At 69.4% G+C, this 21,848-nt stretch carries 18 protein-coding genes; 13 read left to right on the forward strand and 5 right to left on the reverse strand.

From position 1 onward, the window contains the following. Nucleotides 1-16: 16 nt before the first annotated feature. Both U9J66_RS07705 and hflX read right to left on the reverse strand, forming a co-directional pair. Entirely contained in the window at nucleotides 17-1,225 is a 1,209-nt protein-coding gene (locus U9J66_RS07705) for an amidohydrolase family protein (RefSeq protein ID WP_014908523.1), read from the reverse strand. 424 nt (nucleotides 1,226-1,649) lie between these two features. Continuing rightward, a complete protein-coding gene (gene hflX / locus U9J66_RS07710) occupies nucleotides 1,650-3,191 on the reverse strand; it encodes a GTPase HflX (RefSeq protein ID WP_326337370.1) in 1,542 nt (513 codons plus the stop codon). A gap of 397 nt (nucleotides 3,192-3,588) precedes the next feature. On the opposite strand from hflX, the gene aceB reads away from it, so the two are divergent. The 8 genes from aceB to U9J66_RS07750 all read left to right on the forward strand — a co-directional run bounded on the left by aceB (nucleotide 3,589) and on the right by U9J66_RS07750 (nucleotide 13,306). Further along, nucleotides 3,589-5,193, forward strand: a complete 1,605-nt coding sequence (gene aceB / locus U9J66_RS07715; protein ID WP_014909994.1) for a malate synthase A — start codon at nucleotides 3,589-3,591, stop codon at nucleotides 5,191-5,193. Between the two features lie 237 nt (nucleotides 5,194-5,430). Next, entirely contained in the window at nucleotides 5,431-6,918 is a 1,488-nt protein-coding gene (locus U9J66_RS07720; RefSeq protein WP_161111481.1) for an FAD-linked oxidase C-terminal domain-containing protein, read from the forward strand. A 38-nt stretch (nucleotides 6,919-6,956) separates the two neighbouring features. Further along, nucleotides 6,957-8,174 (forward strand): FAD-binding oxidoreductase, encoded by a 1,218-nt coding sequence (locus U9J66_RS07725; protein WP_326337371.1) that lies wholly within the window; start codon nucleotides 6,957-6,959, stop codon nucleotides 8,172-8,174. A 39-nt stretch (nucleotides 8,175-8,213) separates the two neighbouring features. Next, entirely contained in the window at nucleotides 8,214-9,548 is a 1,335-nt protein-coding gene (locus U9J66_RS07730; RefSeq protein ID WP_014912932.1) for a (Fe-S)-binding protein, read from the forward strand. A gap of 359 nt (nucleotides 9,549-9,907) precedes the next feature. Beyond that, on the forward strand, nucleotides 9,908-10,204 hold the full coding sequence (locus U9J66_RS07735; RefSeq protein ID WP_014911983.1) for a lactococcin 972 family bacteriocin: 297 nt from the start codon (nucleotides 9,908-9,910) through the stop codon (nucleotides 10,202-10,204). 19 nt (nucleotides 10,205-10,223) lie between these two features. Continuing rightward, complete coding sequence (locus tag U9J66_RS07740) at nucleotides 10,224-10,511, forward strand: lactococcin 972 family bacteriocin (protein ID WP_326337372.1); 288 nt, start codon at nucleotides 10,224-10,226, stop codon at nucleotides 10,509-10,511. Between the two features lie 57 nt (nucleotides 10,512-10,568). Further along, entirely contained in the window at nucleotides 10,569-12,644 is a 2,076-nt protein-coding gene (locus U9J66_RS07745; protein ID WP_326337373.1) for a bacteriocin-associated integral membrane family protein, read from the forward strand. Between the two features lie 23 nt (nucleotides 12,645-12,667). After that, a complete protein-coding gene (locus U9J66_RS07750) occupies nucleotides 12,668-13,306 on the forward strand; it encodes an ABC transporter ATP-binding protein (protein ID WP_014910291.1) in 639 nt (212 codons plus the stop codon). A gap of 43 nt (nucleotides 13,307-13,349) precedes the next feature. On the opposite strand, the gene dapF is transcribed toward U9J66_RS07750, so the two are convergent. Then, a complete protein-coding gene (gene dapF, locus U9J66_RS07755; protein ID WP_326337374.1) occupies nucleotides 13,350-14,174 on the reverse strand; it encodes a diaminopimelate epimerase in 825 nt (274 codons plus the stop codon). 84 nt (nucleotides 14,175-14,258) lie between these two features. Between dapF and miaA the strand changes: the two genes are divergently transcribed. Continuing rightward, nucleotides 14,259-15,254, forward strand: a complete 996-nt coding sequence (gene miaA / locus U9J66_RS07760; RefSeq protein WP_017534201.1) for a tRNA (adenosine(37)-N6)-dimethylallyltransferase MiaA — start codon at nucleotides 14,259-14,261, stop codon at nucleotides 15,252-15,254. On the opposite strand, the gene U9J66_RS07765 is transcribed toward miaA, so the two are convergent. Further along, complete coding sequence (locus U9J66_RS07765; RefSeq protein WP_017534202.1) at nucleotides 15,239-15,967, reverse strand: class III extradiol dioxygenase subunit B-like domain-containing protein; 729 nt, start codon at nucleotides 15,965-15,967, stop codon at nucleotides 15,239-15,241. The two genes, miaA and U9J66_RS07765, sit on opposite strands and share 16 nt — an antisense overlap. A gap of 211 nt (nucleotides 15,968-16,178) precedes the next feature. Here U9J66_RS07765 and U9J66_RS07770 point away from each other — a divergent pair, with 211 nt between their 5' ends. Both U9J66_RS07770 and U9J66_RS07775 read left to right on the forward strand, forming a co-directional pair. Then, nucleotides 16,179-16,922: a TetR/AcrR family transcriptional regulator gene (locus U9J66_RS07770; RefSeq protein WP_014908571.1), complete on the forward strand. Its 744-nt coding sequence runs from the start codon at nucleotides 16,179-16,181 to the stop codon at nucleotides 16,920-16,922. Nucleotides 16,923-16,941: 19 nt separating this feature from the next. Beyond that, complete coding sequence (locus U9J66_RS07775; RefSeq protein ID WP_326337375.1) at nucleotides 16,942-18,216, forward strand: cytochrome P450 family protein; 1,275 nt, start codon at nucleotides 16,942-16,944, stop codon at nucleotides 18,214-18,216. Nucleotides 18,217-18,277: 61 nt separating this feature from the next. Here U9J66_RS07775 and miaB read toward each other — a convergent pair whose 3' ends face one another. Further along, on the reverse strand, nucleotides 18,278-19,744 hold the full coding sequence (miaB, locus tag U9J66_RS07780; RefSeq protein ID WP_326337422.1) for a tRNA (N6-isopentenyl adenosine(37)-C2)-methylthiotransferase MiaB: 1,467 nt from the start codon (nucleotides 19,742-19,744) through the stop codon (nucleotides 18,278-18,280). Between the two features lie 413 nt (nucleotides 19,745-20,157). On the opposite strand from miaB, the gene U9J66_RS07785 reads away from it, so the two are divergent. Beyond that, nucleotides 20,158-20,901 (forward strand): amino acid ABC transporter ATP-binding protein, encoded by a 744-nt coding sequence (locus tag U9J66_RS07785; protein ID WP_014912957.1) that lies wholly within the window; start codon nucleotides 20,158-20,160, stop codon nucleotides 20,899-20,901. A 57-nt stretch (nucleotides 20,902-20,958) separates the two neighbouring features. Continuing rightward, nucleotides 20,959-21,768 carry a glutamate ABC transporter substrate-binding protein gene (locus U9J66_RS07790; RefSeq protein ID WP_014911163.1) on the forward strand — a complete coding sequence of 270 codons (810 nt, stop codon included), beginning with the start codon at nucleotides 20,959-20,961 and terminating at the stop codon, nucleotides 21,766-21,768. Nucleotides 21,769-21,848 lie beyond the last annotated feature (80 nt).

Here is a 21,848-nt window from a genome sequence, read left to right on the forward strand (position 1 = left end):
GCCGGTCCCGGAGCGGTCAGCGGATGGTCCGTCCGCCCTGCCAGACGCGCAGGGTGCTCAACCCCATGGACCAGGCGAAGGCCCCTTCGTGGTCGGCGTCCCACTGGACGAGATCGGCGAGACGCCCGGGGGCGATGAGTCCTCGATCGTCGAGCCCCAGGGCGTGCGCGCCGCCCACCGTGGCGGCGTTGAGCGCCTCCTGGACGGTCATCTCGAACATGGCGACGGCCAGGGAGATCACCAGGGGCATGGACGTGGTGCCGGCCTGCCCCGGGTTGTGGTCGGTGCCCAGACCCACCGGGACTCCGTGGTCGAGCAGGGAGCGCACCGGCGGGGTGCGCCGTTCGTGCAGGGCCGTGGTGGGGCAGGCCACGACCGGGGTACGGGTGGCGGCCAGGGCCAGCAGGTCCTCGTCGTCGGCCTCGTGGAGCAGGTCGACGGAGTCGCATCCGAGCTCGGCGGCCATGCGGACGGCTCCGTGGCGCGGACGTGAGCAGGCGTGCAGGGTGGTGCGCAGCCCCACCGACCGGCCCACGCTCAGCAGCATGTGGGCGTCCTCGGTGGTGAACTGCTGGTTGTCACAGTAGATGTCCACCCCGTCGGCGCCGACCATGGCGGCGTCGCCGAGCCAGGAGGCCACGGTGCTCACGTACTCCTGAGGGCGGCCGAAGAACTCCGGGGGCACCCCGTGCGCGGGGAAGAAGGTGACGTGCAGGCGCGGCATCCCGGGTTCCTCCTCCAGGGAGCGCAGCAGTCGCACGTCGGCGAGTTCGCCGTCCCGGGTGAGGTGGTAGCCGGTCTTGGCCTCCACGGTGGTGCTGCCGGACAGCACCCAGTGGCGCAGGCGTTCGCGTACCGCGTTGCACAGGGTCCAGGGGTCGGTCCCGCGGGTGATGGTGACGGTGGTGGACACCCCTCCGCCCGCCGCGAAGATGTCGGCGCGGGTGGCGCCCTTGGCCCACATGTTGACCTCGGCGTAGCGGTCGCCCGCGTAGACCGGGTGGCAGTGGGCGTCGACCAGGCCCGGTGTGACGAGCCCGCCGCCGATGTTGACGATCTCGTCGACCTCGGTGAGGTCCTCCATCACCCCGGGGATGCGCTGGGGGAGGTCGGCCGCCGGTCCGACCCAGGCGATCCTGTCGTCATCGATGAGGACGGCCGCGTGGGTGATCAGCTCATGGCCCGTCCAGAGACGGCCGATGTTGGTGAGGAGTACTGCCGGCATGGGGTGGTCCGCCCTCGCCGGTCAGTTCCGGCCGAGAGCGCACGGAACGGGGGCGTGGGGTACGCGGGCGGGCATGGCGACCTCGATATCTGGATGCGGTTCCGGCAGGGCCGTGGACGGCTCGGGGCCGACTCGCGGTGCCGTGACGGTGGGGGTTCGACCGTCGGGGGACGGCGACCTCTGCCGGCCGGTGATCCAAAACCGTAGTCCATCCGTCGACATCGTGTACACCTCCCCGGTGGGAGGAATGCGAGCGATACCGACCGAAACTCGCAGGATCGTGAAGTGATGAAGGCCACCCGGACCGTGGGCGGCGCGTACGTCGTCCACGCCGCCGCCCCGGGCGGTGTCTCCCCCGCAGAACGAAGGCCGGGGCCTCCCCTTTCAGGGAGACCCCGGCCTCGGTCCGTTCGTCCGGAGCGGATCAGACGCGGGTGAGCGCGTACTCCTCCAGCCTGGCGGCCAGCGGAGCGGGGACGAAGGCGTGCAGCTCGGTGCCCTCTCCGGTGTGCTCCTCGCCGATGATCCGGCCCTCCTCGTGAGCCCTGGCGATGAGGTCGCCGCGCGAGTACGGCACGAGCGCGCGTACCTCTTGGGCGATCTCGGGCAGGGCCTCGGCCAGGGCCGTCACCAGTTCGGGGATCCCCTCTCCGGTGCGCGCCGAGACCTCGACCAGGTCGGGGTGGCGGGTGCGCAGGGTCTTGAGGGTGTCCGGGTCGGCGGCGTCGACCTTGTTGACCACGATGAGCTCGCGGACGTCGCCGGCGTCGATGTCGGCGAACACCTCGCGGACCGCGCTGAGCTGCTGCTCGGGGTCGGGGTGGGACCCGTCGACCACGTGCAGGATCAGGTCTGCGTCGGAGACCTCCTCCAGGGTGGAGCGGAAGGCCTCCACCAGCTGGTGCGGCAGGTGACGGACGAACCCGACGGTGTCGCTCAGGGTGAACCCTCGACCGTCGGGGGTGCGTGCCTGTCGCACCGTCGGGTCCAGGGTGGCGAACAGGGCGTTCTCCACCAGGACCCCGGCTCCGGTGAGCCGGTTGAGCAGGCTCGACTTGCCGGCGTTGGTGTACCCGGCCAGGGCGACCGAGGGCACCTGACGGGCGCGTCGGACGTCGCGCTTGACGTCGCGGGCGGTGCGCATGTGGGAGAGCTGACGGCGCAGCTTGGCGATCTTGTCGTTGATGCGCCTGCGGTCGGTCTCGATCTTGGTCTCACCGGGGCCGCGCAGACCCACACCGCCGTTGCCGCCGCCTCCGGCGCCACCGGCCTGCCGGGACAGGGTGTGACCCCAGCCTCGGAGTCGGGGCAGCAGGTAGCTGAGCTGGGCGAGTTCGACCTGGGCCTTGCCCTCGCTGCTGCGCGCGTGCTGGGCGAAGATGTCCAGGATGAGCGCGGTGCGGTCGATGACCTTGACCTTGACCACGTCCTCCAGCTGGATCAGCTGGCCCGGTGTGAGCTCACCGTCGCAGATGACGGTGTCGGCGCCGGTGGCCGCGACGGCGTCGCGGAGTTCGGCGGCCTTGCCCTTACCGATGTAGGTGGCGGGGTCCGGCTTGGCGCGGCGCTGGGTGAGGCCTTCGAGGACGAGCGCGCCGGCGGTCTCGGCCAGGGCCGCGAGCTCGGTGAGCGAGTTGTCGGCGTCGGCCTGCGTGCCGCGGGTCCAGACTCCGATCAGGACCACACGCTCCAGACGCAGGGAGCGGTTCTCCACCTCGGTGACGTCGGTGAGTTCGGTGGACAGCCCTTGGACGCGGCGCAGGGCGTGGCGCTCGGCCAGCTCCATCTCGCCCCGGCCAGGGGTGCTCTCGGGGTGTTCACGGCGGTCGCCGTCGGTACCCGGGGCCTCGTGGAACGCGTGGTCGGTACGGTCTCCGTCCTCGACGGTGACCGCCTCACGGAACGCGTCCTCACCGGGCCCTTCGTGGGCCTGACGGTCGCTTCCGTGGATATCGGCAGTATTCATATCCCTCCAGGTGGGTCAACGCGGCCATCGTCGGGTTTCTTCCCGTTCGCCCATGGGCGGGGTGGTGGGCGCGCGGGCCCGTGCCGTCCCCTCTACGGGTGGGGCGCGTGTCCGCGGAGGCGCCCATGACTCGATGGTGGCACCTTGTTCGGGTGAAGGCACGTGAATTATCGCAGGTGGTGTGACACAAGCCACCACCCTCTACAACCGGGATGGCCCACCGAAGTCCGAGCGAAGCCAAAGAAGTCCGATATTTCATGCAGAAGTTTGACGAATCTTCCCACATCGAAAACATCGCACGTCATGGGCACCGCAAGTGACATTGACCGCTTGACGTCAAGATAGTAGTTTCACTTCCACATACCAGAAGCTTGTTTCGTATTGCGGAAGGTTTTCCATGGGTGCCACGCACGGGGTCGAGATCACGGGCCCCCTCAACGACCGGTTCGACGAGATCCTCACCGACGACGCCCTCGCGTTCATCGCCGAACTGCACCGCGCTTTCGAGTCCCGCCGCCAGGAGCTGCTGGCCGCGCGTAAGACCCGCGAGGCTCAGATCGCGGCCGGGGAGGACCTCGACTTCCTCCCCGAGACCAAGCACATTCGCGAGGACGACGGCTGGAAGGTCGCTCCGCCCGCCCCGGGCATCACGGACCGCCGTGTGGAGATCACCGGCCCGACCGACCGCAAGATGACCATCAACGCGCTCAACTCCGGCGCGAAGGTGTGGCTGGCCGACTTCGAGGACGCCAACACCCCGCTGTGGGAGAACATGATCCAGGGGCAGCTCAACCTGCGCGACGCCCTGGACCGCGCCATCGACTTCACCTCACCCCAGGGCAAGACCTACGCCCTCAAGGAGGACTCCGAGCTCGCCACGATCGTCGTGCGCCCGCGCGGCTGGCACCTGGACGAGAAGCACATCCTCGTCGACGGTCGGCGGACCAGCGGCGGCATCGTCGACTTCGCGCTGTACTTCTTCCACAGCGCCAAGCGTCAGATCGCCAAGGGCAAGGGCCCGTACTTCTACCTGCCGAAGATGCAGAGCCACCTCGAGGCCCGTCTCTGGAACGACATCTTCGTCCTGGCCCAGGAGCGTCTGGAGATCCCCCGCGGCACCATCCGCGCCACCTGCCTGATCGAGACCATCCCGGCCGCGTTCGAGATGGAGGAGATCCTCTACGAGCTGCGCGAGCACTCCGCCGGCCTCAACGCCGGTCGCTGGGACTACCTCTTCAGCATCATCAAGACGCACCGCACCCGCGGCCGCAAGTTCCTGCTGCCCGAGCGCAACGCCGTCACCATGACCGCCCCGATGATGCGCGCCTACACCGAGCTGCTGGTCAAGACCTGCCACAAGCGCGGCGCCCACGCCATCGGCGGTATGGCCGCCTTCATCCCCTCCCGCCGGGACGAGGAGGTCAACCGGAACGCCTTCGCCAAGGTCCGTGACGACAAGTCCCGCGAGTCCGGCGACGGCTTCGACGGCTCCTGGGTCGCGCACCCCGACCTGGTCCCGATCGCCCGTGAGATCTTCGACGGCGTCCTGGGCGACAGGCCCAACCAGATCGACAAGCAGCGCCCCGAGGTCGAGGTGACCGCCGCCGACCTGCTCGCCGTCGACAAGACCCCCGGCGGGATCACCCTCGCCGGCCTGCGCGGCAACATCAACGTCGCCCTTCAGTACCTGGCCGTGTGGATGGGCGGCAACGGCGCGGTGGCCATCCACAACCTCATGGAGGACGCCGCCACCGCCGAGATCTCCCGCTCCCAGATCTGGCAGTGGCTGCACAACGACGTCACCCTCGACGACGGCCCCAAGGTCACCGTCGAGCTGGTCAAGCAGACCATCGAGGAGGAGCTGGCCGCCATCAAGGCCTCGCTGGGCGACGCCTACGACGAGGACCTGTACAAGCAGGCCAAGGAGCTGTTCACCGAGGTCGCCCTGGACGACGACTACGTCGACTTCCTGACGCTGCCGGCCTACGAGCGCATGCCGTAGGTCCTCTCACGGGGAGACGGAGGCCTTCATCGCCCGAGGCCCTCGGCCCTCCCCGTGAGCGGTTGACCGCTCCCACAGCGCCCCTCGCTCCGGCGGGGGGCGCTTTCGCGTCTTCCGCGACACGGAAGGACGCTCCGACCCTTGAAAACGACGACTCCACGGTCGTACGGTCCCCTTGCGAGGTCGCAGTCGAAGGACACCCCCTGTCCGTCCTTCGATCGAACCCGGGAGGCGCCCATGGCCACGACCGCACCCACGACGAGTTCGACGGCCTTGGCCGACCTCGTCCCCCGTCTGCGGGAGATCTGCGGTGAGGACGGCGTCCTCACCGACCTCTCCCGGCGCCGGGTCTACGAGAGCGACGGACTCACCTACCACCGCGCCACACCGGGGGTGGTGGTCCTGCCGACCACGACCGGCCAGGTCGCCGCGGTCGTCTCCCTGTGCGCCGAGCACGGTGTCCCCTACGTCCCCCGCGGCGCGGGCACCGGCCTGTCGGCGGGGGCGCTCCCCCATGCCGAGGGCGTCCTCCTCGTCACCTCCCGCATGCGTCGGATCGTGGAGATCGACCTGGAGAACGAGTGCGCCGTGGTCGAGCCCGGAGTGGTCAACCTCGACATCACCCGCGCGGTGGCCCCGCACGGCTACTACTACGCGCCCGACCCCTCCAGTCAGCAGGTCTGTTCGGTGGGGGGCAACGTCGCGGAGAACTCCGGCGGGGCGCACTGCCTCAAGTACGGGTTCACCGCCGGCCACGTGCGCGGGCTGGAGATCGTCACCCCTTCGGGCGAGGTCGTGGAGTTGGGCGGCAAGGCGACCGGGGCGCACGGTTACGACCTGATCGGCGCGTTCATCGGTTCCGAGGGGACCCTGGGCGTGGCCACCCGGATCACGGTCTCCCTGACCCGTTCACCCGAGCGCACCGTGACCCTGCTGTCGGCCTTCACCTCGATGGACGCCGGCGGGGAGGCGGTGGGCGCGATCATCGCGGCCGGGGTCCTGCCCTCGGCGATCGAGATGATGGACGCTCTGGCCATCGAGGCGGCCGAGGCCGCGGTGGCCTGCGACTACCCGGCCGGCGCCGCCGCGGTTCTGGTGGTGGAGCTGGACGGCCCGGCCTCGGAGGTCGACGCACAGGTCGAACGGGTCGTCGCCCTGTGCGCGCGGAGCGGCGCCTTCGAGACGAGGACGGCGGACGGCCCCGAGGAGCGCGCCCTCATCTGGAAGGGACGTAAGTCCGCCTTCGCCGCCGTGGGGCGGATCAGCCCGGCCTACATCGTGCAGGACGGGGTGGTACCGCGCACCGCGTTGGGCGAGGTCCTGGGCCGGATCGCCGCGCTGTCCGCCGAGAGCGGCATCCGGGTGGCCAACGTCTTCCACGCCGGGGACGGGAACCTGCATCCGCTCGTCCTGTTCGACGACTCCGAACCGGGAGCCGGGGAACGGGCCGAGGAGGTGTCCGGGGCCATCCTCGACCTGTGCGTCGAGCACGGAGGGTCCATCACCGGCGAGCACGGTGTCGGCGTGGACAAGGCCTGCAAGATGCCGCGCATGTTCGGCGAGGCCGATCTGGAGACCTTCGAGCTGTTCCGGCGGGCACTGAACCCGGCGGGGATCGCCAACCCGGGCAAGCTGCTGCCCACTCCGCGCCTGTGCGGGGAACGGCCGGGGGTGCGCACCGGCGTGCATCCGTTGGTGGAGTCGGGGGAGGCGGAACAGTTCTGAGCGATCGATCCGGGGTGGAAGAGGCGGGAAGGACGAGCGTGGACGATCCGGACGTGAAGGACGTCGCCCTGAGAGAGGGCACCGACGAGGACGCCATGTGCGGGATCGTTCCCGCGAGGGTGGCCCGCCCCGAGAACGTCGGAGCCCTGGCCGACCTGCTGGCGGCCGCGCGGGAGTCGGGGCTCACCGTCGCCGCGCGGGGCGGCGGCACGGCGATGGACTGGGGGACGGCGCCCCGTTCCCTGGACCTTCTGGTGGACACCTCGGGGCTGTCCTGGATCGACCACAACGCCGGCGACCTGGTGGTGGAGGTCGGCGCGGGAACGCCGGTCGCCGATCTGGAGCGTGTCCTGGCCGAGGCCGGTCAGCGGCTGTCCTACGATCCGGTGCGTTCGGGAGGCACCGTGGGAGGCGCCCTGGCCACCGGACTGAGCGGTCCCGGGCGGCTGCTCGCCGGGGCGTTGCGCGACCTGGTGATCGGGATGACCGTGGTGCGCGCCGACGGGGTGGTCGCCCGGAGCGGCGGCCGGGTGGTCAAGAACGTGGCCGGATACGACCTGGCCAAACTGCACACCGGTGGCTACGGGACCCTGGGGATCATCGTCTCGGCGACCTTCCGGCTGCATCCGAGGCCACCGGCGGTCCGTCTGGTGAGCGCCCCGGCCCGCTCCCCCGAGGCGGTGGAGCGGGCGGCGGCCGCCCTGCGCGCGAGCACGGTGGTGCCCTCGGCCGTGGAGTCGATACACCCTCTGGCGGGCCCACCACGTCTGTACGTGCTTCTGGAGGGCACCGAGGAGGGGACGACGGAACGCGCGGACGTGACCGCGCGGGCCCTGGGCGGCACCGGGGTGGAGGTGGCCGAGGCGACGCCTCCCGGTTGGGGACTCGTACCGGACGAGGGCTGTCTGATCCGTGTCCTGGCACCTCCCGCGGAGCTGCCCGGGCTCGTCCACGATCTGGTGGCGGCGGCCGATCGCCTCGGGGTCCGGGTCGGGGCGACCGCTTCGCTCCCCGCCGGGACCCTGTACCTGTACACCGCTCCGGGGGCCTCCGCCGAGGCGGTCTCCTCGCTCTTGGAGAGGGCCCGCTCCGGCTCCGGGAGGTCCGCGACCCTCCTGCGCGCCGAACCCCACGTACGCGACGCCGACGTCGATGTCTGGGGCGAGGTTCCGGGACTGGCCCTCATGCGCGCGATCAAGGACTCCCTGGACCCCGACCACCGTCTGTCCCCCGGCCGTTTCGCGGGCGGGATCTGAGCCATGGACCACACGCCCCGTACCCCCTCGGAGGACTCCGTGACCGATCGACCGGACGAGAGCACGATCGCCCCCGGCCCCGAACGGTCCTTCGGCGACCTGCTCGGGGACTGTGTCCACTGCGGTTTCTGTCTGCCGACCTGCCCCACCGACGTCCTGTGGGGGCAGGAGATGGACTCGCCCCGCGGTCGTATCCACCTCATGGGACAGATGCACGAGGACGACGTGCTCACCGAGACCGCGGTCGGGCACTTCGACAACTGTCTGGGTTGTCTGGCGTGTGTGTCCGCCTGTCCCTCGGGGGTGGCGTACGACGCCCTGATCGAGCACACACGTCATCGGGTGGAGACCGAGTACGAGCGGCCTCGCGGGGAGCGCCTCCTGCGCGAGGCGGTGTTCTCCCTCTTCCCGCATCGGGGGCGCCTACGGGCGCTGCGCGGACCGTTGCGCGCCTACCAGGCCACCGGGGTCTCCTCCCTGGTGCGCCGTTCGGGCCTGTTGGACCGTCTCTCGCCCGGTCTGGCCGCCATGGAGCGGGTCGCTCCGAGGCTGTCCTCTCCCCCGCCGCCGCTGCCCGAGCTCGTGCCCGCCGTGGGCGAGCGCCGTGCGCGTGTGGGCATGCTGGTGGGTTGTGTCCAGGGAGCGTTCTTCCCCGAGGTCAACACCGCGACCGCCCGGGTCCTGGCTCTGGAGGGGTGCGAGGTGGTGATCCCGCGCTCTCAAGGCTGCTGTGGCTCCCTCTCCTCGCACTCCGGCCGTCTGGAGGAGGCGGTGGACTTCGCCAAGGGGCTCATCGAGGTGTTCGAGGCGCGCCAGGTGGAGCGGATCGTGGTCAACTCCGCCGGTTGCGGCTCCGGCATGAAGCACTTCGACCGGACCATGGCGGAGGCCGGTGAGAGCCGGGCCTGGGTGGATCGTGCCCGCGCGGTGTCGGAGAGGGTGGTGGATCTGGCCGAGTTCCTCGTGGATCTGGGCCCCCGCGCGGAGCGTCACCCCCTTCCGGTCCATGTGGCCTACCACGACGCCTGCCATCTCTCCCATGGCCAGGGCGTCACCGCCCAGCCCCGTGAGCTGCTTCGCGGGATCCCGGGGCTGACCGTGTCCGACCTGCCGAACCGGGAGGTCTGTTGTGGTTCGGCAGGTGTGTACAACCTGCTCCGTCCGGAGGCGGCGAACGCCTTGGGCGACCGGAAGGGCGAGGACGTGGCCTCGACCGGGGCGCGGGTCCTGGTGTCGGGGAACCCCGGCTGCTCCTTGCAGATCGCGGCGGCGATGGAGCGCGCCGGAAGGCCGGTGGTGGTGACCCATACCGCCCGTGTCCTGGACGCCTCCCTGCGCGGTCTGGGCGTGGAAGGGCTGCTCGGTTCCGGGTGATACCCGTGTGACGGAATACCCTTAACGAGATTCAACGAGAAACATCAATGTCGGGAGAAGAATCCCGACATGGGCGCACCGATAGCTTGGTACATATGTATCTCGTGGCCACATTCGGCCTTATGCATTTGCAGACATCTTGAGCTGCACGAACGACACACCGGGTCACCTCATGCACACGCGAGGAAAACTCGAACAAATCCATAAATGATCTCACCATCCCCCTCTCCACCTGCGGATATTCATTCGACTCGACCGCGTACACCCCGATCCGACTCGATTGACTCCAGAGAAAAGGGAGGCATAATTATTTTCAGGGCGACCGAAGGACCGTCCTGAATCCCCCACAGAAGGAAACCATGAGCAGAACGAAGAGAGCGATCGTCACCTTACTGGTCGCGGCGGGCATCGGCGTGGGAAGCGCGGGTGTCGCCTCGGCGGCCGTCGAATACGTGGGAGGTGGCGTCTGGGATCACGGCATCGTCTCCGACCGTGTCTACTCGAACTACCTCCACGACAGCAGGTGCCACGGTTCCACCGCCGTGGGAATTCGCACCGTCCGGTCCGCGAACACCGGAGCCGGCCTGTGGTCACGGGCGAGCGTCCAAAAGGCGAACACCAACAACCAGACGTACTGGCGTAATACCTGTGGCTGACCGAACAGGAGAATCCCCCATGAGACTCACCAAGTACCTCTTCGTGACCACACTGCTGACCGCGGGGATCGCCGCCGGTTCCGCCTCCGCCGCGAACGCGAGCAGCCCCGTCTGGAATTACGGCGTCACCGGCGCCGAGTTGTCGGGAACCAGCTACTCGCACTACTACCACCCCACCGCGTGCCATGGCGCCACCGCCGTGGGCCGCACGACCGTGCGCACCCCCGACGTCAGGGCCGGTGCCTGGGCCCGCGCCGACGCGCCCAGGGCGATCGCCAACAACCAGGCCTACCGCCGCACCTGCTGACCCCCATGATCCGGCCCGCCGGCGCCGAGCACCGGCGGGCCTTCGACAGGACCCCCCGTGCCCGACCGAACACTCACCTTCGCCTACACGGCCTGTGCCGTGTTCGCCGTGGTCATCGCCTTCCTCCTGGCCACGACCGCCGAACGCACCCTCTTCGTGCTCGAGGACTCCCCCGTCGTGTGGATCACCGAGAACGACGGGAGCCACGACACCGACGAGGTGGCCGCCACCGTCCAGCGTGTGGCCGACGAACACGACGCCGCGATCGGTTACGCCATCGCGGACGTCCGAGAGCCGACGACCAGGATCCACCTGTACCTGGCCGTGTCCGACCCCGACTCCCGCCACGCCGCCTGGGCCGAGGAGGGATATCCGACCTTCGGCCGCGGGTTCACCATCGACACCCACCCCATCGCCGACTTCGGCGATGTCGGCCCCAACGGCCACTACCTCGTCCTGGACGCGCCCGAGGCGGAAGAGGCCCTGCGGACCGAACTGGCCGCGCTCGGGCTCCATGAGGCTCCGGGTACGCAGGCCGTCCGGATGTGGCACTACTTCACCGGCGGCCACCTGTTCCATCTTCTGATGGTCGCCCTGCTCGGGACGGTGACGGCGGCGGGCGCCGGCGTACTGCTCGGCTCCCGCGACTACGGGGTCATGCGTCTCCAAGGGCGCTCGTACCCATCGATCCTGGGCCACGACCTGCTCAGGACGGCCCGATCGACGGCCGTGGCTCTCGCGGTGATCGTCCTCGGCACACTCGTGTTCCTGGGCTGGTACAACGAATGGAACCAACTGGGGTTCTACTCCCGGACGGCCCTCCTCTTCCTCGGCGCTCTCACCGTTCCCTGCCTACTGGTGCACGCGGCGACCCTGGCACTGGTGCACACCACGCGCATCCTGCCATCGCTCAAGGGGCGGCTCCCCCTGAAGGCGACGACCACGGCGATCTACCTGGTCAGAGCGCCCTCTCTCGTCCTGGCCCTGATCATCCTCGGGGGCGTGGCCTCCTATTCCCAGAACGTCCGCGACCTGGAGACGGCGCTGGAACTGCACGAGGAGCAGGGCGAGACCTCCTTCCCATCGCTCAGCGCGAACTACGGCTGGGCCGACGATGAGGCCGTCGACGAGGAACTCGGCCCTTGGCTGCGCGAGGTCGACGCCTCGGGGGACATGGTGTTGGCCGTACACGGATATCCACTGCTGTCGACGCCCTACGATCCGCGGCCGTCCGGCGCGGCGTCTCCGGAACCTCCACTGCTCATCGTCAACGACACCTATCTGGCCGAACAGGAGGTGCTCTCGCCCACCGGTGAACCGTACGGCCCCGATGAGGACGTTCGCGTCCTGGTCCCCGAGAGCGCCACCCTCGACACCGAGGAGCTGGTCGAAGCGGTCCGGAGCCAGTGGGTCGAGACCTCGGACGCCTCCGACGTCGCCCTCGAGATCGAGGTGTTGCCGGCCGCCGCCGAGCAGACCCTGTTCACCTACTCGGCCAAGCGTTCCGACGCTCCACGGCCCTACCTGCCCCTGCTGTACGAGCCGGTCGTGGTCGTCCTGCCCAACGGCGGTGTGCTCTCCGACGGCTCCTATGTCTCTCATATGACCCGGGGGTCCACGATCTTCCCCGACCCGGAGGTCGTGACGGAGTACCGGGACCGCGTGCCCGAGGCCTCGCGCTACCTGGCCATGGTGGAGACGCTCTCCACGAGTACGCGGGACGAGCTCGCCCGTCACCTGATCGTGCTGCGCGGTGAGCTGTTCAACCTGGTGGGGGTCGCGGTGGTCCTCCTTCTCACCGGTATGGCGGCGTGCGTCGTCCACGTGCGCACGCGGGCCCAGGAGATCTTCGTCCGGCACATCAGCGGATGGACCTTCCTCGCGACCCACCGACGCCTGCTGCTCGTCGAGGGCGCCCTCGCCCTGGGTTTCCCGGGCTGGGCCGCGTGGGACACGCTCCGTCGACTCGCGGTCACCTCCGACCCCATGTACGGCGGTCCTCTGGAGGCCGCTCCCAGTGGGGCCGAGCCGTTCTACGCCCTGGGGATCGCGTTGGTCTGCCTGTCGGCCACCATCGCGGCACTGACCCTCTTCCACCGTCGCATCGTCCGTGAAGGCGCCTCCCAGGCCTGAGGCCCGAAGAGACCGAGGAACCCATGATCACCCTGAACAAGCTCACGAAGTCCTTCGGCGCGCGCACGCTGTGGGAGGACCTCGACCTGAGCGTCGAACCCGGGCGGATGCTCGCCCTGGTCGGCGCCAGCGGCTCCGGGAAGACCACCCTGCTCAACTGCATGGGCCTATTGGAGAGGCCCAGTGGAGGGAGCGTCCGTTTCCGGGACACCGACGTCACCCGACTGGGCCCCGGGGGACAGCGCCGATTCCGACGTGACCACCTGGGCTACCTGTTCCAGGACTACGCCCTGATCGAGAACGCCACGGTGAAGGCCAACCTCGACGTGGCCGCGCGCCGGGGAGACCGGTCCGACACCGCGGAGGCGTTGGAGCGGGTGGGGCTGGGCGGACGCGAGAAGGAGAAGGTGCACCACCTGTCCGGTGGGGAACAGCAGCGCGTGGCCCTGGCACGTCTGATCGTCAAACGACCGTCGCTGGTGTTGGCCGACGAGCCCACCGGGGCCCTGGACCACGCCAACGGGGCGATGGTCGTGGACGTCCTGCGCCGGATGAGCCGCGAGGGTCGTGCCGTGGTCATCGCCACACACGACGACGCCGTCCGTGACGCCTGCGACGTCGCCTTCGACGTGTCCACACTGAGGATGTTCTCTCCCCACTGACCGGACCTCGCCGTCCCGAGGGCCTTCCCGGGACGGCGAGGGTTCAGATCAGGGAGGTCTCGCCCTCGGCGACGATGACGGCGGGGCCGCTCAGACGGGCGCCGGAGGCGTCCAGCTCGACGGTGCACTCGCCTCCCAGGACACGGACACGCCAGGTGGCGCTCTGCCCTTCGGGGGTCGCCGCGGCCGCGGTGGCCACGATTCCGGTCCCGCAGGAACGGGTCTCGCCGGAGCCGCGCTCGTACACGCGCATGTCCAGCACACCGGGGGCGACCCGGTTGTACAGCTCGACGTTGGCTCCCTCGGGAAAGTCGTCCGCGTGGAGTTCGGGCGGGCGGGACAGGTCGAGGTCGGCGACCGGCTCGTCTATCTCGCAGGCCAGGTGCGGGTTGCCCACGGAGATCTGGGCTCCGTGGACGACCCCGCGGGCGAGCCCGGCCGAGGAGACGCCCTGACGCTCCACGCGCCCCATGTCTATGGTGATGTCGCCGTTCGCCTCGACGGTGACCCCCTTGGCCCCGTCACGGGTCCCGATCTCGAAACGGTCCGAGTCGACGAGGCCGACGTGCAACAGGTAGCGGGCGAAGACCCGGACCCCGTTCCCGCACATCTCCGCGATGCTGCCGTCCGCGTTGCGATAGTCCATGAACCACTCGGCCCGTTCGGCGGTCCGCGCGGCCGGGGCCAGCGTCTCGCCGAGCACACGCGTGCGCACCACTCGTAGGACACCGTCGCCGCCGATACCCGCTCGGCGGTCGCACAGTGACCGGACGTCCTCCTTCGTGAGTTCGAGCTCCCCGTCCGGGTCGGGGAGGATCACGAAGTCGTTCTCTGTTCCGTGGCCCTTGGCGAATCGCATGTCGACCATCCTAAAACCGTATTTCCGGGCCGCCGACAGGCGCGAACACTCCACCTGGACGCGTGGCGTCCTCGGCGTGACTACGCTGGAGGGATGATCAAGGTGATCGCGGTCGTGGGCCCGACCGCTGTGGGCAAGTCGGACCTGGCCGTCGATCTCGCCTCCCGGTTGGAGGAACGTACGGGGCGTCGCGGCGAGGTGATCAACGCCGACTCGATGCAGCTCTACCGCGGTATGGACATCGGTACCGCCAAGCTCCCCGAGTCCGAGCGCCGGGGCGTGCCGCACCATCTCCTGGACATCTGGGAGGTGCACGAGCCCGCCGACGTGGCCAGCTACCAGACGCTGGCCCGCGAGCGGGTGGAGGATTGCGCCGACCGTGACGTCGTCCCCATCCTGGTGGGCGGGTCCGGCCTGTACGTGCGCGCGGTCCTGGATCACATGGACTTCCCCGGCACCGACCCCGAGGTACGGGCCCGACTCGAGGCCGAGTTGGCCGACGTCGGCCCCGGTCTGCTGCACGCCCGTCTGGCCGAGGCCGACCCGGCCGCGGCCCGCACCATCCTGCCCGGCAACGGGCGTCGGATCGTCCGGGCCCTGGAGGTCATCGAGCTCACCGGGCGGCCCTTCACCGCCAACCTGCCCGACCACACCTCCTTCTATCCGTGCGTCCAGTTGGGTCTGACGGCCCCTCGGCCGGAGTTGGACGAACGCATCGACCTGCGTGTGGAGCGGATGTGGGACGGGGGTCTTCTGGAGGAGGTGCGCCGGTTGGACCCGCTCGGCCTACGGGAGGGTCGTACCGCCTCCAAGGCCCTCGGATACGCGCAGGCGCTGTCCCAGCTGGACGGTGATCTCACCGAGGCCGAGGCCAAGGAGAGCACCGCGCGGGCCACCCGCAGGTTCGCCCGCCGACAGGAGTCCTGGTTCCGCCGCGACCCTCGGGTGCGCTGGCTGCCCTACGACGCCCCGAACCTGGTGGAGCGGGCGATGACCCAGGTCGAGTCGGCCCTGTCCGATCGTGTCGAGGAGGAGTCGGGCGAGGCCCTGGTGGACGTGGCCACCATGCTCCCCTACTCCCGGAGCTGAGCCCCCGGGGCCTCGGCCCCGTCGAAGTCGCTCCCGATCCAGGTGGCGACGAGGTATCCGACTCCGTAGGGCGCTTCGTAGGCGATCGTCTCCCCCTCGAAGGGCGCCCCCTCCGTCGCTCCGGCCAGGACCTGCCAGGCGGGGCGACCCGCGACCATGAGCTCGCGCGCCGTGTCGACCGTGAGTCCGGCCAGGTACGGAGCGTCGGCGCGGGCCAGGGCCTCGGCGACCGCGTCGTCGTAGGGCACGGCCCGTTCGTCCACGTACCCGGGTGAGTGTTCGTCGCGGCGCGCGCTGCCGTCCCCCATGACCAACAGGGCGACCCGTTCCGCCTCTCCCGCCAGCTCGCGACCCAGTTCCGCCGCGCGTTCCGGTGTGGTGTCCGCGGGCAGCTCCAGGTAGCCGTCGGGGACCGTGCCCGCGCGTTCGGCCAGTCGACGACCCACCGTCGCGGCCAACCCCAGTACCCCGGGGGCGGGTCCCACCCGCACGTCGACCCCATAGGCCGTCAGGTCTCCCCCGGCGTCCGATCCGTGACGCCGTTCGGAGTCCCCCCGCCCCACCACGTGGAGCCGGTCGGCCCCGCTCTTCACGAGCAGGGCGACGGCCCGGTCGCAGGCGGCGCGCAGAGGGTCGAGCTCGGCGGCCGCGCCCTGGGCGACCTCGGGGAACAGGACGGGCGGATGGGGGCACACGGCGGCGGCGATCAGCACAAGGGCGAGGCTATCGCTCCGAGCCCCGTCCGGTGCCCGCACACCCCTTGTGGACGGGCACCTTCCGACCTACTCTTGACCGTGTGACCAGATTTGAAATCTGGTCACACGGTCAAAGACGATCGGCTCGGGAGCGGAGGTGCGGATATGGTCATCGCGTCAGCGCCGGTGGGGACCCCCGTCGGCGGTCCCCGAGCCGAAGGAGTCGTCCGTGACCCGGCCCACCGAGAAGCCCACCGACCGACGCGAACTGCGGGCCGACCGCATCCTCGACGCGGCGGGGGAACTGATGCTGGCCTGGGGGGACCGCAAGGTCACCATCGAGGACGTCGCCCGACGGGCCGGAGTCGGCAAGGGCACCGTCTACCTGCACTTCTCCACCAAGGAGATCCTCCTGCTGACCGTCGTCATGCGGGCCCAACTGGCGATGATGGAACGGATCCTGGCGTCCATGCGAAAGGATCCCGAGCACGTACGTCCCAGCGAGGTGGCGGGCCGGATGTACCGGGAGCAGTTCGACTCGCCCATCATGCGCTTCGTCCTGACCTCGGGGACGAACCCGCTCCACCGGCTCACGGAGGACGCGAGGGAGCTGGTCGGCGAGACCGTCGCCTACCGCTGGCGGACCCTGTTCGAGTACTGGGAACTGCTGCGCGAACACGGGGTCATCGCCGCCGACGCGGACGCCGGGGAACAGGTATACGCCTACAGCACCACGGTGATCGGCCATCTCATGGCCGAACCCCTCCTGCGCGAGCAGGGGCTCATCCCGCCCGGCCAAGAGGCCCGGGCCCTCCTCTTGACCCGAAGCGTCCGCTCCCTCCTCGAACGGGAAACGGTCCCGAACACGGAGATGCGAGCGCTGCAACCGAAGGTCGTCGCCCTCTTCGAACGACTGGCCGAGCGCCTGAGGACGGAGATCGGCGAGCAGAAGCGCGTCGAACGCGCCCCCTGAAACCCCGAAGGAGACCCCGATGACCGGCACGGCACGGAAGCGACCCGATCCCGCGTTCCTCGAGCTCGACCACGAGTTCGCCCACGATCCCCACACCGCCCTGGAGCGCGTCCGTGCCGCCGGAGGCTCCATGCCGGGCTCCCTGCGAGGCGCCCCCGCCCGGCTGTTCGTCGACGACGCCGACGTGCGCACCATCCTGAGCGACCGGCGTTTCGTCGTGGACTCCGCCTCCCTGGCCCCGTCATCGGACGAGGGCGCCGCCCTCTCCCGTGACGAGCTGCTGCGGCACCTGGGCATGGAACCCGATCTGGTCGTCTACATCACCCAGGGGCTCCTGGACAAGGACGGGATCGACCACGTCCGTCTGCGCAAGCTGGTCTCACGCGCCTTCACCGTGCGCCGGGTACAGGAGATGCGTCCCAAGGTCCAGGCCATCGCCGACCGGCTTCTGGAAGAGCTTCCCGACCACGTCGAGGACGGTTCGGTCGACCTGTTGGAGCACTTCGCCTACCCCCTGCCCATCGCGGTGATCTGCGACCTCGTCGGCGTCCCCGAGGAGGAACGCGAGGTGTGGCGGCGTTGGAGCCACACCCTGACCTCCTTCGCCCTCGACGATCCGGCCCTGCTCAACCGGACCATCGGGGCCCTGGTCGAGGCCGCCCGGCGACTGATCGTCGGCCACCGGGAGCGGGAGTACGACGACCTCCTGGCCGATCTGGTCCGGATCAGCGACGACGACGGCGACCGTCTGTCGGAGGACGAGCTGATCACCATGATCTTCAGTCTCGTCATCGCCGGACACGAGACCACGGCCGGCCTCATCGGCAACGGCACCCACGCCCTGCTCACCCACCCCGAACAGCTCTCCCTGCTCAAGGACGATCCGACGCTGCTGCCCTCGGCCGTCCACGAGCTACTGCGCTGGTGCGGCCCGGTCTTCCAGACCCGGATGCGCTACCCCACCGAGGACGTCGAACTCCGCAGCGGCACGGCGCGACGTGGGGAGGCAGTCATCGCGATGATCTCGGGCGCGAATCGGGACCCGGAGGCCCACCCCGAACCCGAGCGGCTCGACGTCACCAGGCACCGCGGCCGCCCCGGCGAGGCCCACGTGGCGTTCGGCCACGGACTGCACTACTGCCTGGGGGCGGCTCTGGCCCGCATGGAGGGCGAGGTGGCCTTCGGTTCCCTGACCTCGACCTTCCCCGACCTTTCCCTGGACCCGGCCCGACCGCCCGTACGTCGACCCAACCCCGGGTTCAACCGTTTCGAGGACCTGTACGTGCGCCTGTGATCCTCCTCCGGACATGGACGAGGCCCCCGGTGCCCGCCGGGGGCCTCGGAGCACGAACGGATCAGAGGTCGCAGCAACCGCCGGCCGGGGCCGGCTGCTCCTCGGGCACCCCGATCCGGGGCATCCCCAACATCACGTCGGGCTTCTCGATCTTCACCGGCCGCCCCTGACGGGCGTCCCAGGCGTCGCCGGCGCGGGTACGGCGCAGGGAGCGGATCCCGGAGTCGGCGACCAGGTGGTGCGGGGCCGCGTAGGTCACCTCGACGGTGGCCATGTCGCCGGGGCGGGGCTCCTCGGAGTCGCCCACGGCGAAGTGCACGAGCCGGTTGTCGGGGGCCCGACCGGACAGACGACGGTGCTCGCCGTCCTTCTTGCCCTCGGCCTCGGCCACCATCAGCTCGACCTCGCGGCCGACCAGCCGCTGGTTCTCCTCCCAGGAGATCCGGTCCTGGAGGGCGACCAGGCGCTGGTAACGCTCCTTGACGACCTCCGGGGGGACCTGGTCCTCCATGGTGGCGGCCGGGGTTCCGGGACGCTTGGAGTACTGGAAGGTGAACGCCATCGCGAACCGGGACTCCCGGACCACGTGCAGCGTCTCCTCGAAGTCCTCCTCGGTCTCGCCGGGGAAGCCCACGATGATGTCGGTGGTCAGCGCGGCGTCCGGCATGGCGGCGCGCACCTTCTCCACGATGCCGAGGAAACGCTCCTGGCGGTAGGAACGGCGCATCGCCTTGAGCACCTTGCTGGAACCCGACTGCAACGGCATGTGCAGCTGCGGCATGACGTTGGGGGTCTCGGCCATCGCCTCGATGACGTCGTCGGTGAAGTCGCGCGGATGCGGAGAGGTGAAGCGGACCCGCTCCAGCCCCTCGATCTCGCCACAGGCGCGCAGCAGCTTGGAGAAGGCCTGTCGGTCCCCGAACTCACTGCCGTAGGCGTTGACGTTCTGGCCCAGCAGGGTCACCTCGGTGACGCCCTCCTCGACCAGGGCCCGCACCTCGGCGAGCACGTCGCCGGGGCGGCGGTCCTTCTCCTTGCCGCGGAGTGCGGGCACGATGCAGAAGGTGCAGGTGTTGTTGCACCCGACCGAGATCGAGACCCAGGCGGCGTAGGCGGACTCCCGACGGCTGGGCAGCGTGGACGGGAAGTGCTCCAACGACTCGGCGATCTCGACCTGCGCCTCCTTCTGGACGCGCGAACGCTCCAGGAGGGCCGGCAGGGAACCGATGTTGTGCGTTCCGAACACCACGTCCACCCAGGGGGCGCGGCGTACGATCTCCCCGCGGTCCTTCTGCGCCAGACATCCGCCCACGGCGATCTGCATCCCGGGGTTGGCGTCCTTGACCGGACGCAGATGCCCCAGGTTGCCGTAGAGGCGGTTGTCCGCGTTCTCCCGGACCGCACAGGTGTTGAAGACGACGATGTCTGCGGTGGTGTCCTCGGCTGCGCGCGCGTACCCAGCGTCCTCCAGCAGACCGGAGAGGCGCTCGGAGTCGTGGACGTTCATCTGGCAGCCGTAGGTCCGCACTTGGTAGGTACGACTCTGGCTCACCCTCCCAGGCTATCCGTTCCCCGACGACGTCCGTGCCGCCGCGAGAGGCGGGCCCGTGGGCGGACGGGCTCTTCGGAACACCGTGCCGAAAAGGAGATGGACCCGGAATCGGCCCGCACATAATCCCCTTTTCCCGATGTCGGGAGTGACCGTCTTCGGTCACGGGTATCTCCGAGACCGATCGGGATCGTTCAACAATCACCGGAGATCTCCTGGAAGCGCGACCGGAACTCTCCGGAAGACGGGATCAACACAGGGTGCGACAGGAACGAATCCATGCGTCACGGTGCATAACGGTTTCGCGGATTCCGTCGTAACAAGTCTGCTACTCCGGGGTCAGGTGGCGTTTTCGTGATGACACGGCAACATGGACCCATTAAGTTCCGAACATGACCTCAACTCCTCTCGTCGTGCTGGAGAACGTCAACAAGCACTTCGGCGACCTGCACGTGCTCCGCGACATCGATCTGACGGTTAACTCCGGCGAGGTGGTAGTCGTCATCGGTCCGTCCGGATCCGGCAAGTCGACGCTGTGCCGCACGATCAACCGGCTCGAGACGATCGACTCCGGCACCATCACCCTGGACGGACAGCCGCTCCCCGCCGAAGGCCGCGGACTCGCCAAACTGCGCAGCGACGTCGGCATGGTGTTCCAGTCCTTCAACCTGTTCGCGCACAAGACCGTGCTCCAGAACGTGACGCTGGGACCGCTGAAGGTACTCCGACAGTCGAAGTCCGAGGCCGAGGCACGCGGCATGGAACTGCTCGACCGGGTACGGATCGGCAACCAGGCCCACAAGTACCCGGCGCAGCTCTCCGGCGGCCAGCAACAGCGTGTGGCCATCGCGCGCGCCCTGGCGATGAACCCGAAGGTGATCCTCTTCGACGAGCCGACCTCGGCTCTGGACCCCGAGATGGTCCAAGAGGTCCTCGACGTCATGACCGACCTCGCGAGCGAGGGCATGACCATGGTCGTGGTGACGCACGAGATGGGCTTCGCCCGCCGTGCGGCCAACCGCGTCGTCTTCATGGCCGACGGCCAGATCGTCGAGGAGAACACCCCCGACGAGTTCTTCACCTCCCCCCGGTCCGAGCGGGCCAAGGACTTCCTGTCCAAGATCCTGACCCACTAGCTCGACCGCCAAGGTTCCCTCGTGTTCTTCGCACGCTCTCAGGAAGAGGTACCCCACATGCGAGCACGTCGCTCCACCAAGATCATCGGTAGCGTCGCCGCCCTGGCCATGGCCGCCGCCCTCACGGCGTGCAGTGGCGACAGCGACACGATCCGTATCGGTGTCAAGTACGACCAGCCCGGCCTCGGTCTCGACGAGGGCGGCACCCCCGTCGGCTTCGACGTCGACGTCGCCACCTACATCGCCGAGCACCTCGGTTACACGGAGGACCAGATCGAGTGGTCGGAGGCCGCCTCCGCCAACCGCGAGTCCTTCCTCCAGCAGGGCACGGTCGACATGATCCTGGCGACCTACTCGATCACCGACGAGCGCCGTGAGGTCGTCGACTTCGCCGGCCCGTACTACGTCGCGCAGCAGGACATCCTGACCGCGGCCGACGACACCGACATCGAGTCCCCCGAGGACCTCGACGGCAAGGTGCTCTGCTCGGCCTCCGGTTCGCGTTCGGCCAACAACATCGTCGACGACATGGGCATCGGCGCCGAGCTCCGCGAGGCCGGCAACTACTCCGAGTGCCTGGAGCTGCTGAGCAACGGCACCGTCGCCGCGGTCACCACCGACAACACCATCCTCGCCGGTTTCGCCGCGCAGAACCCCGGCAACTACCGCATGACGAACAACCCGTTCGGCGAGGAGCAGTACGGCGTCGGTCTCCCCAAGGGCTCGACCGAGCGCTGCGAGGAGATCAACGAGGCCATCACCCAGATGTGGGACGACGGCTCGGCCGCTCAATTCCTCGAGGACGCCTTCGGCGAGACCGACTTCGCCTACGAGGAGTCCACCCCCGAACTCGCGCCCTGCGCCTGAGAGTCCCTTAACTGACCACGCGCCCGTAGCGGCGGGGCCGCCCCCGGCCCCGCCGCTCGGCCCTTGACCGGCTGGGACCC

Source organism: Nocardiopsis sp. LDBS1602, assembly GCF_035818715.1.
Classification (GTDB): Bacteria; Actinomycetota; Actinomycetes; order Streptosporangiales; family Streptosporangiaceae; genus Nocardiopsis; species Nocardiopsis alba.

Excerpts from the sequence above, each read along its gene's own strand:
- U9J66_RS07775 (WP_326337375.1), top strand. The coding sequence starts at position 16,942 with ATGACCGGCACGGCACGGAAGCGACCCGATCCCGCGTTCCTCGAGCTC.
- U9J66_RS07790 (WP_014911163.1), top strand. The coding sequence starts at position 20,959 with ATGCGAGCACGTCGCTCCACCAAGATCATCGGTAGCGTCGCCGCCCTG.
- U9J66_RS07720 (WP_161111481.1), top strand. The coding sequence starts at position 5,431 with ATGGCCACGACCGCACCCACGACGAGTTCGACGGCCTTGGCCGACCTC.
- U9J66_RS07785 (WP_014912957.1), top strand. The coding sequence starts at position 20,158 with ATGACCTCAACTCCTCTCGTCGTGCTGGAGAACGTCAACAAGCACTTC.
- U9J66_RS07740 (WP_326337372.1), top strand. The coding sequence starts at position 10,224 with ATGAGACTCACCAAGTACCTCTTCGTGACCACACTGCTGACCGCGGGG.
- U9J66_RS07750 (WP_014910291.1), top strand. The coding sequence starts at position 12,668 with ATGATCACCCTGAACAAGCTCACGAAGTCCTTCGGCGCGCGCACGCTG.
- hflX (WP_326337370.1), bottom strand. The coding sequence starts at position 3,191 with ATGAATACTGCCGATATCCACGGAAGCGACCGTCAGGCCCACGAAGGG.
- dapF (WP_326337374.1), bottom strand. The coding sequence starts at position 14,174 with ATGGTCGACATGCGATTCGCCAAGGGCCACGGAACAGAGAACGACTTC.
- miaA (WP_017534201.1), top strand. The coding sequence starts at position 14,259 with ATGATCAAGGTGATCGCGGTCGTGGGCCCGACCGCTGTGGGCAAGTCG.
- aceB (WP_014909994.1), top strand. The coding sequence starts at position 3,589 with ATGGGTGCCACGCACGGGGTCGAGATCACGGGCCCCCTCAACGACCGG.
- U9J66_RS07705 (WP_014908523.1), bottom strand. The coding sequence starts at position 1,225 with ATGCCGGCAGTACTCCTCACCAACATCGGCCGTCTCTGGACGGGCCAT.
- U9J66_RS07735 (WP_014911983.1), top strand. The coding sequence starts at position 9,908 with ATGAGCAGAACGAAGAGAGCGATCGTCACCTTACTGGTCGCGGCGGGC.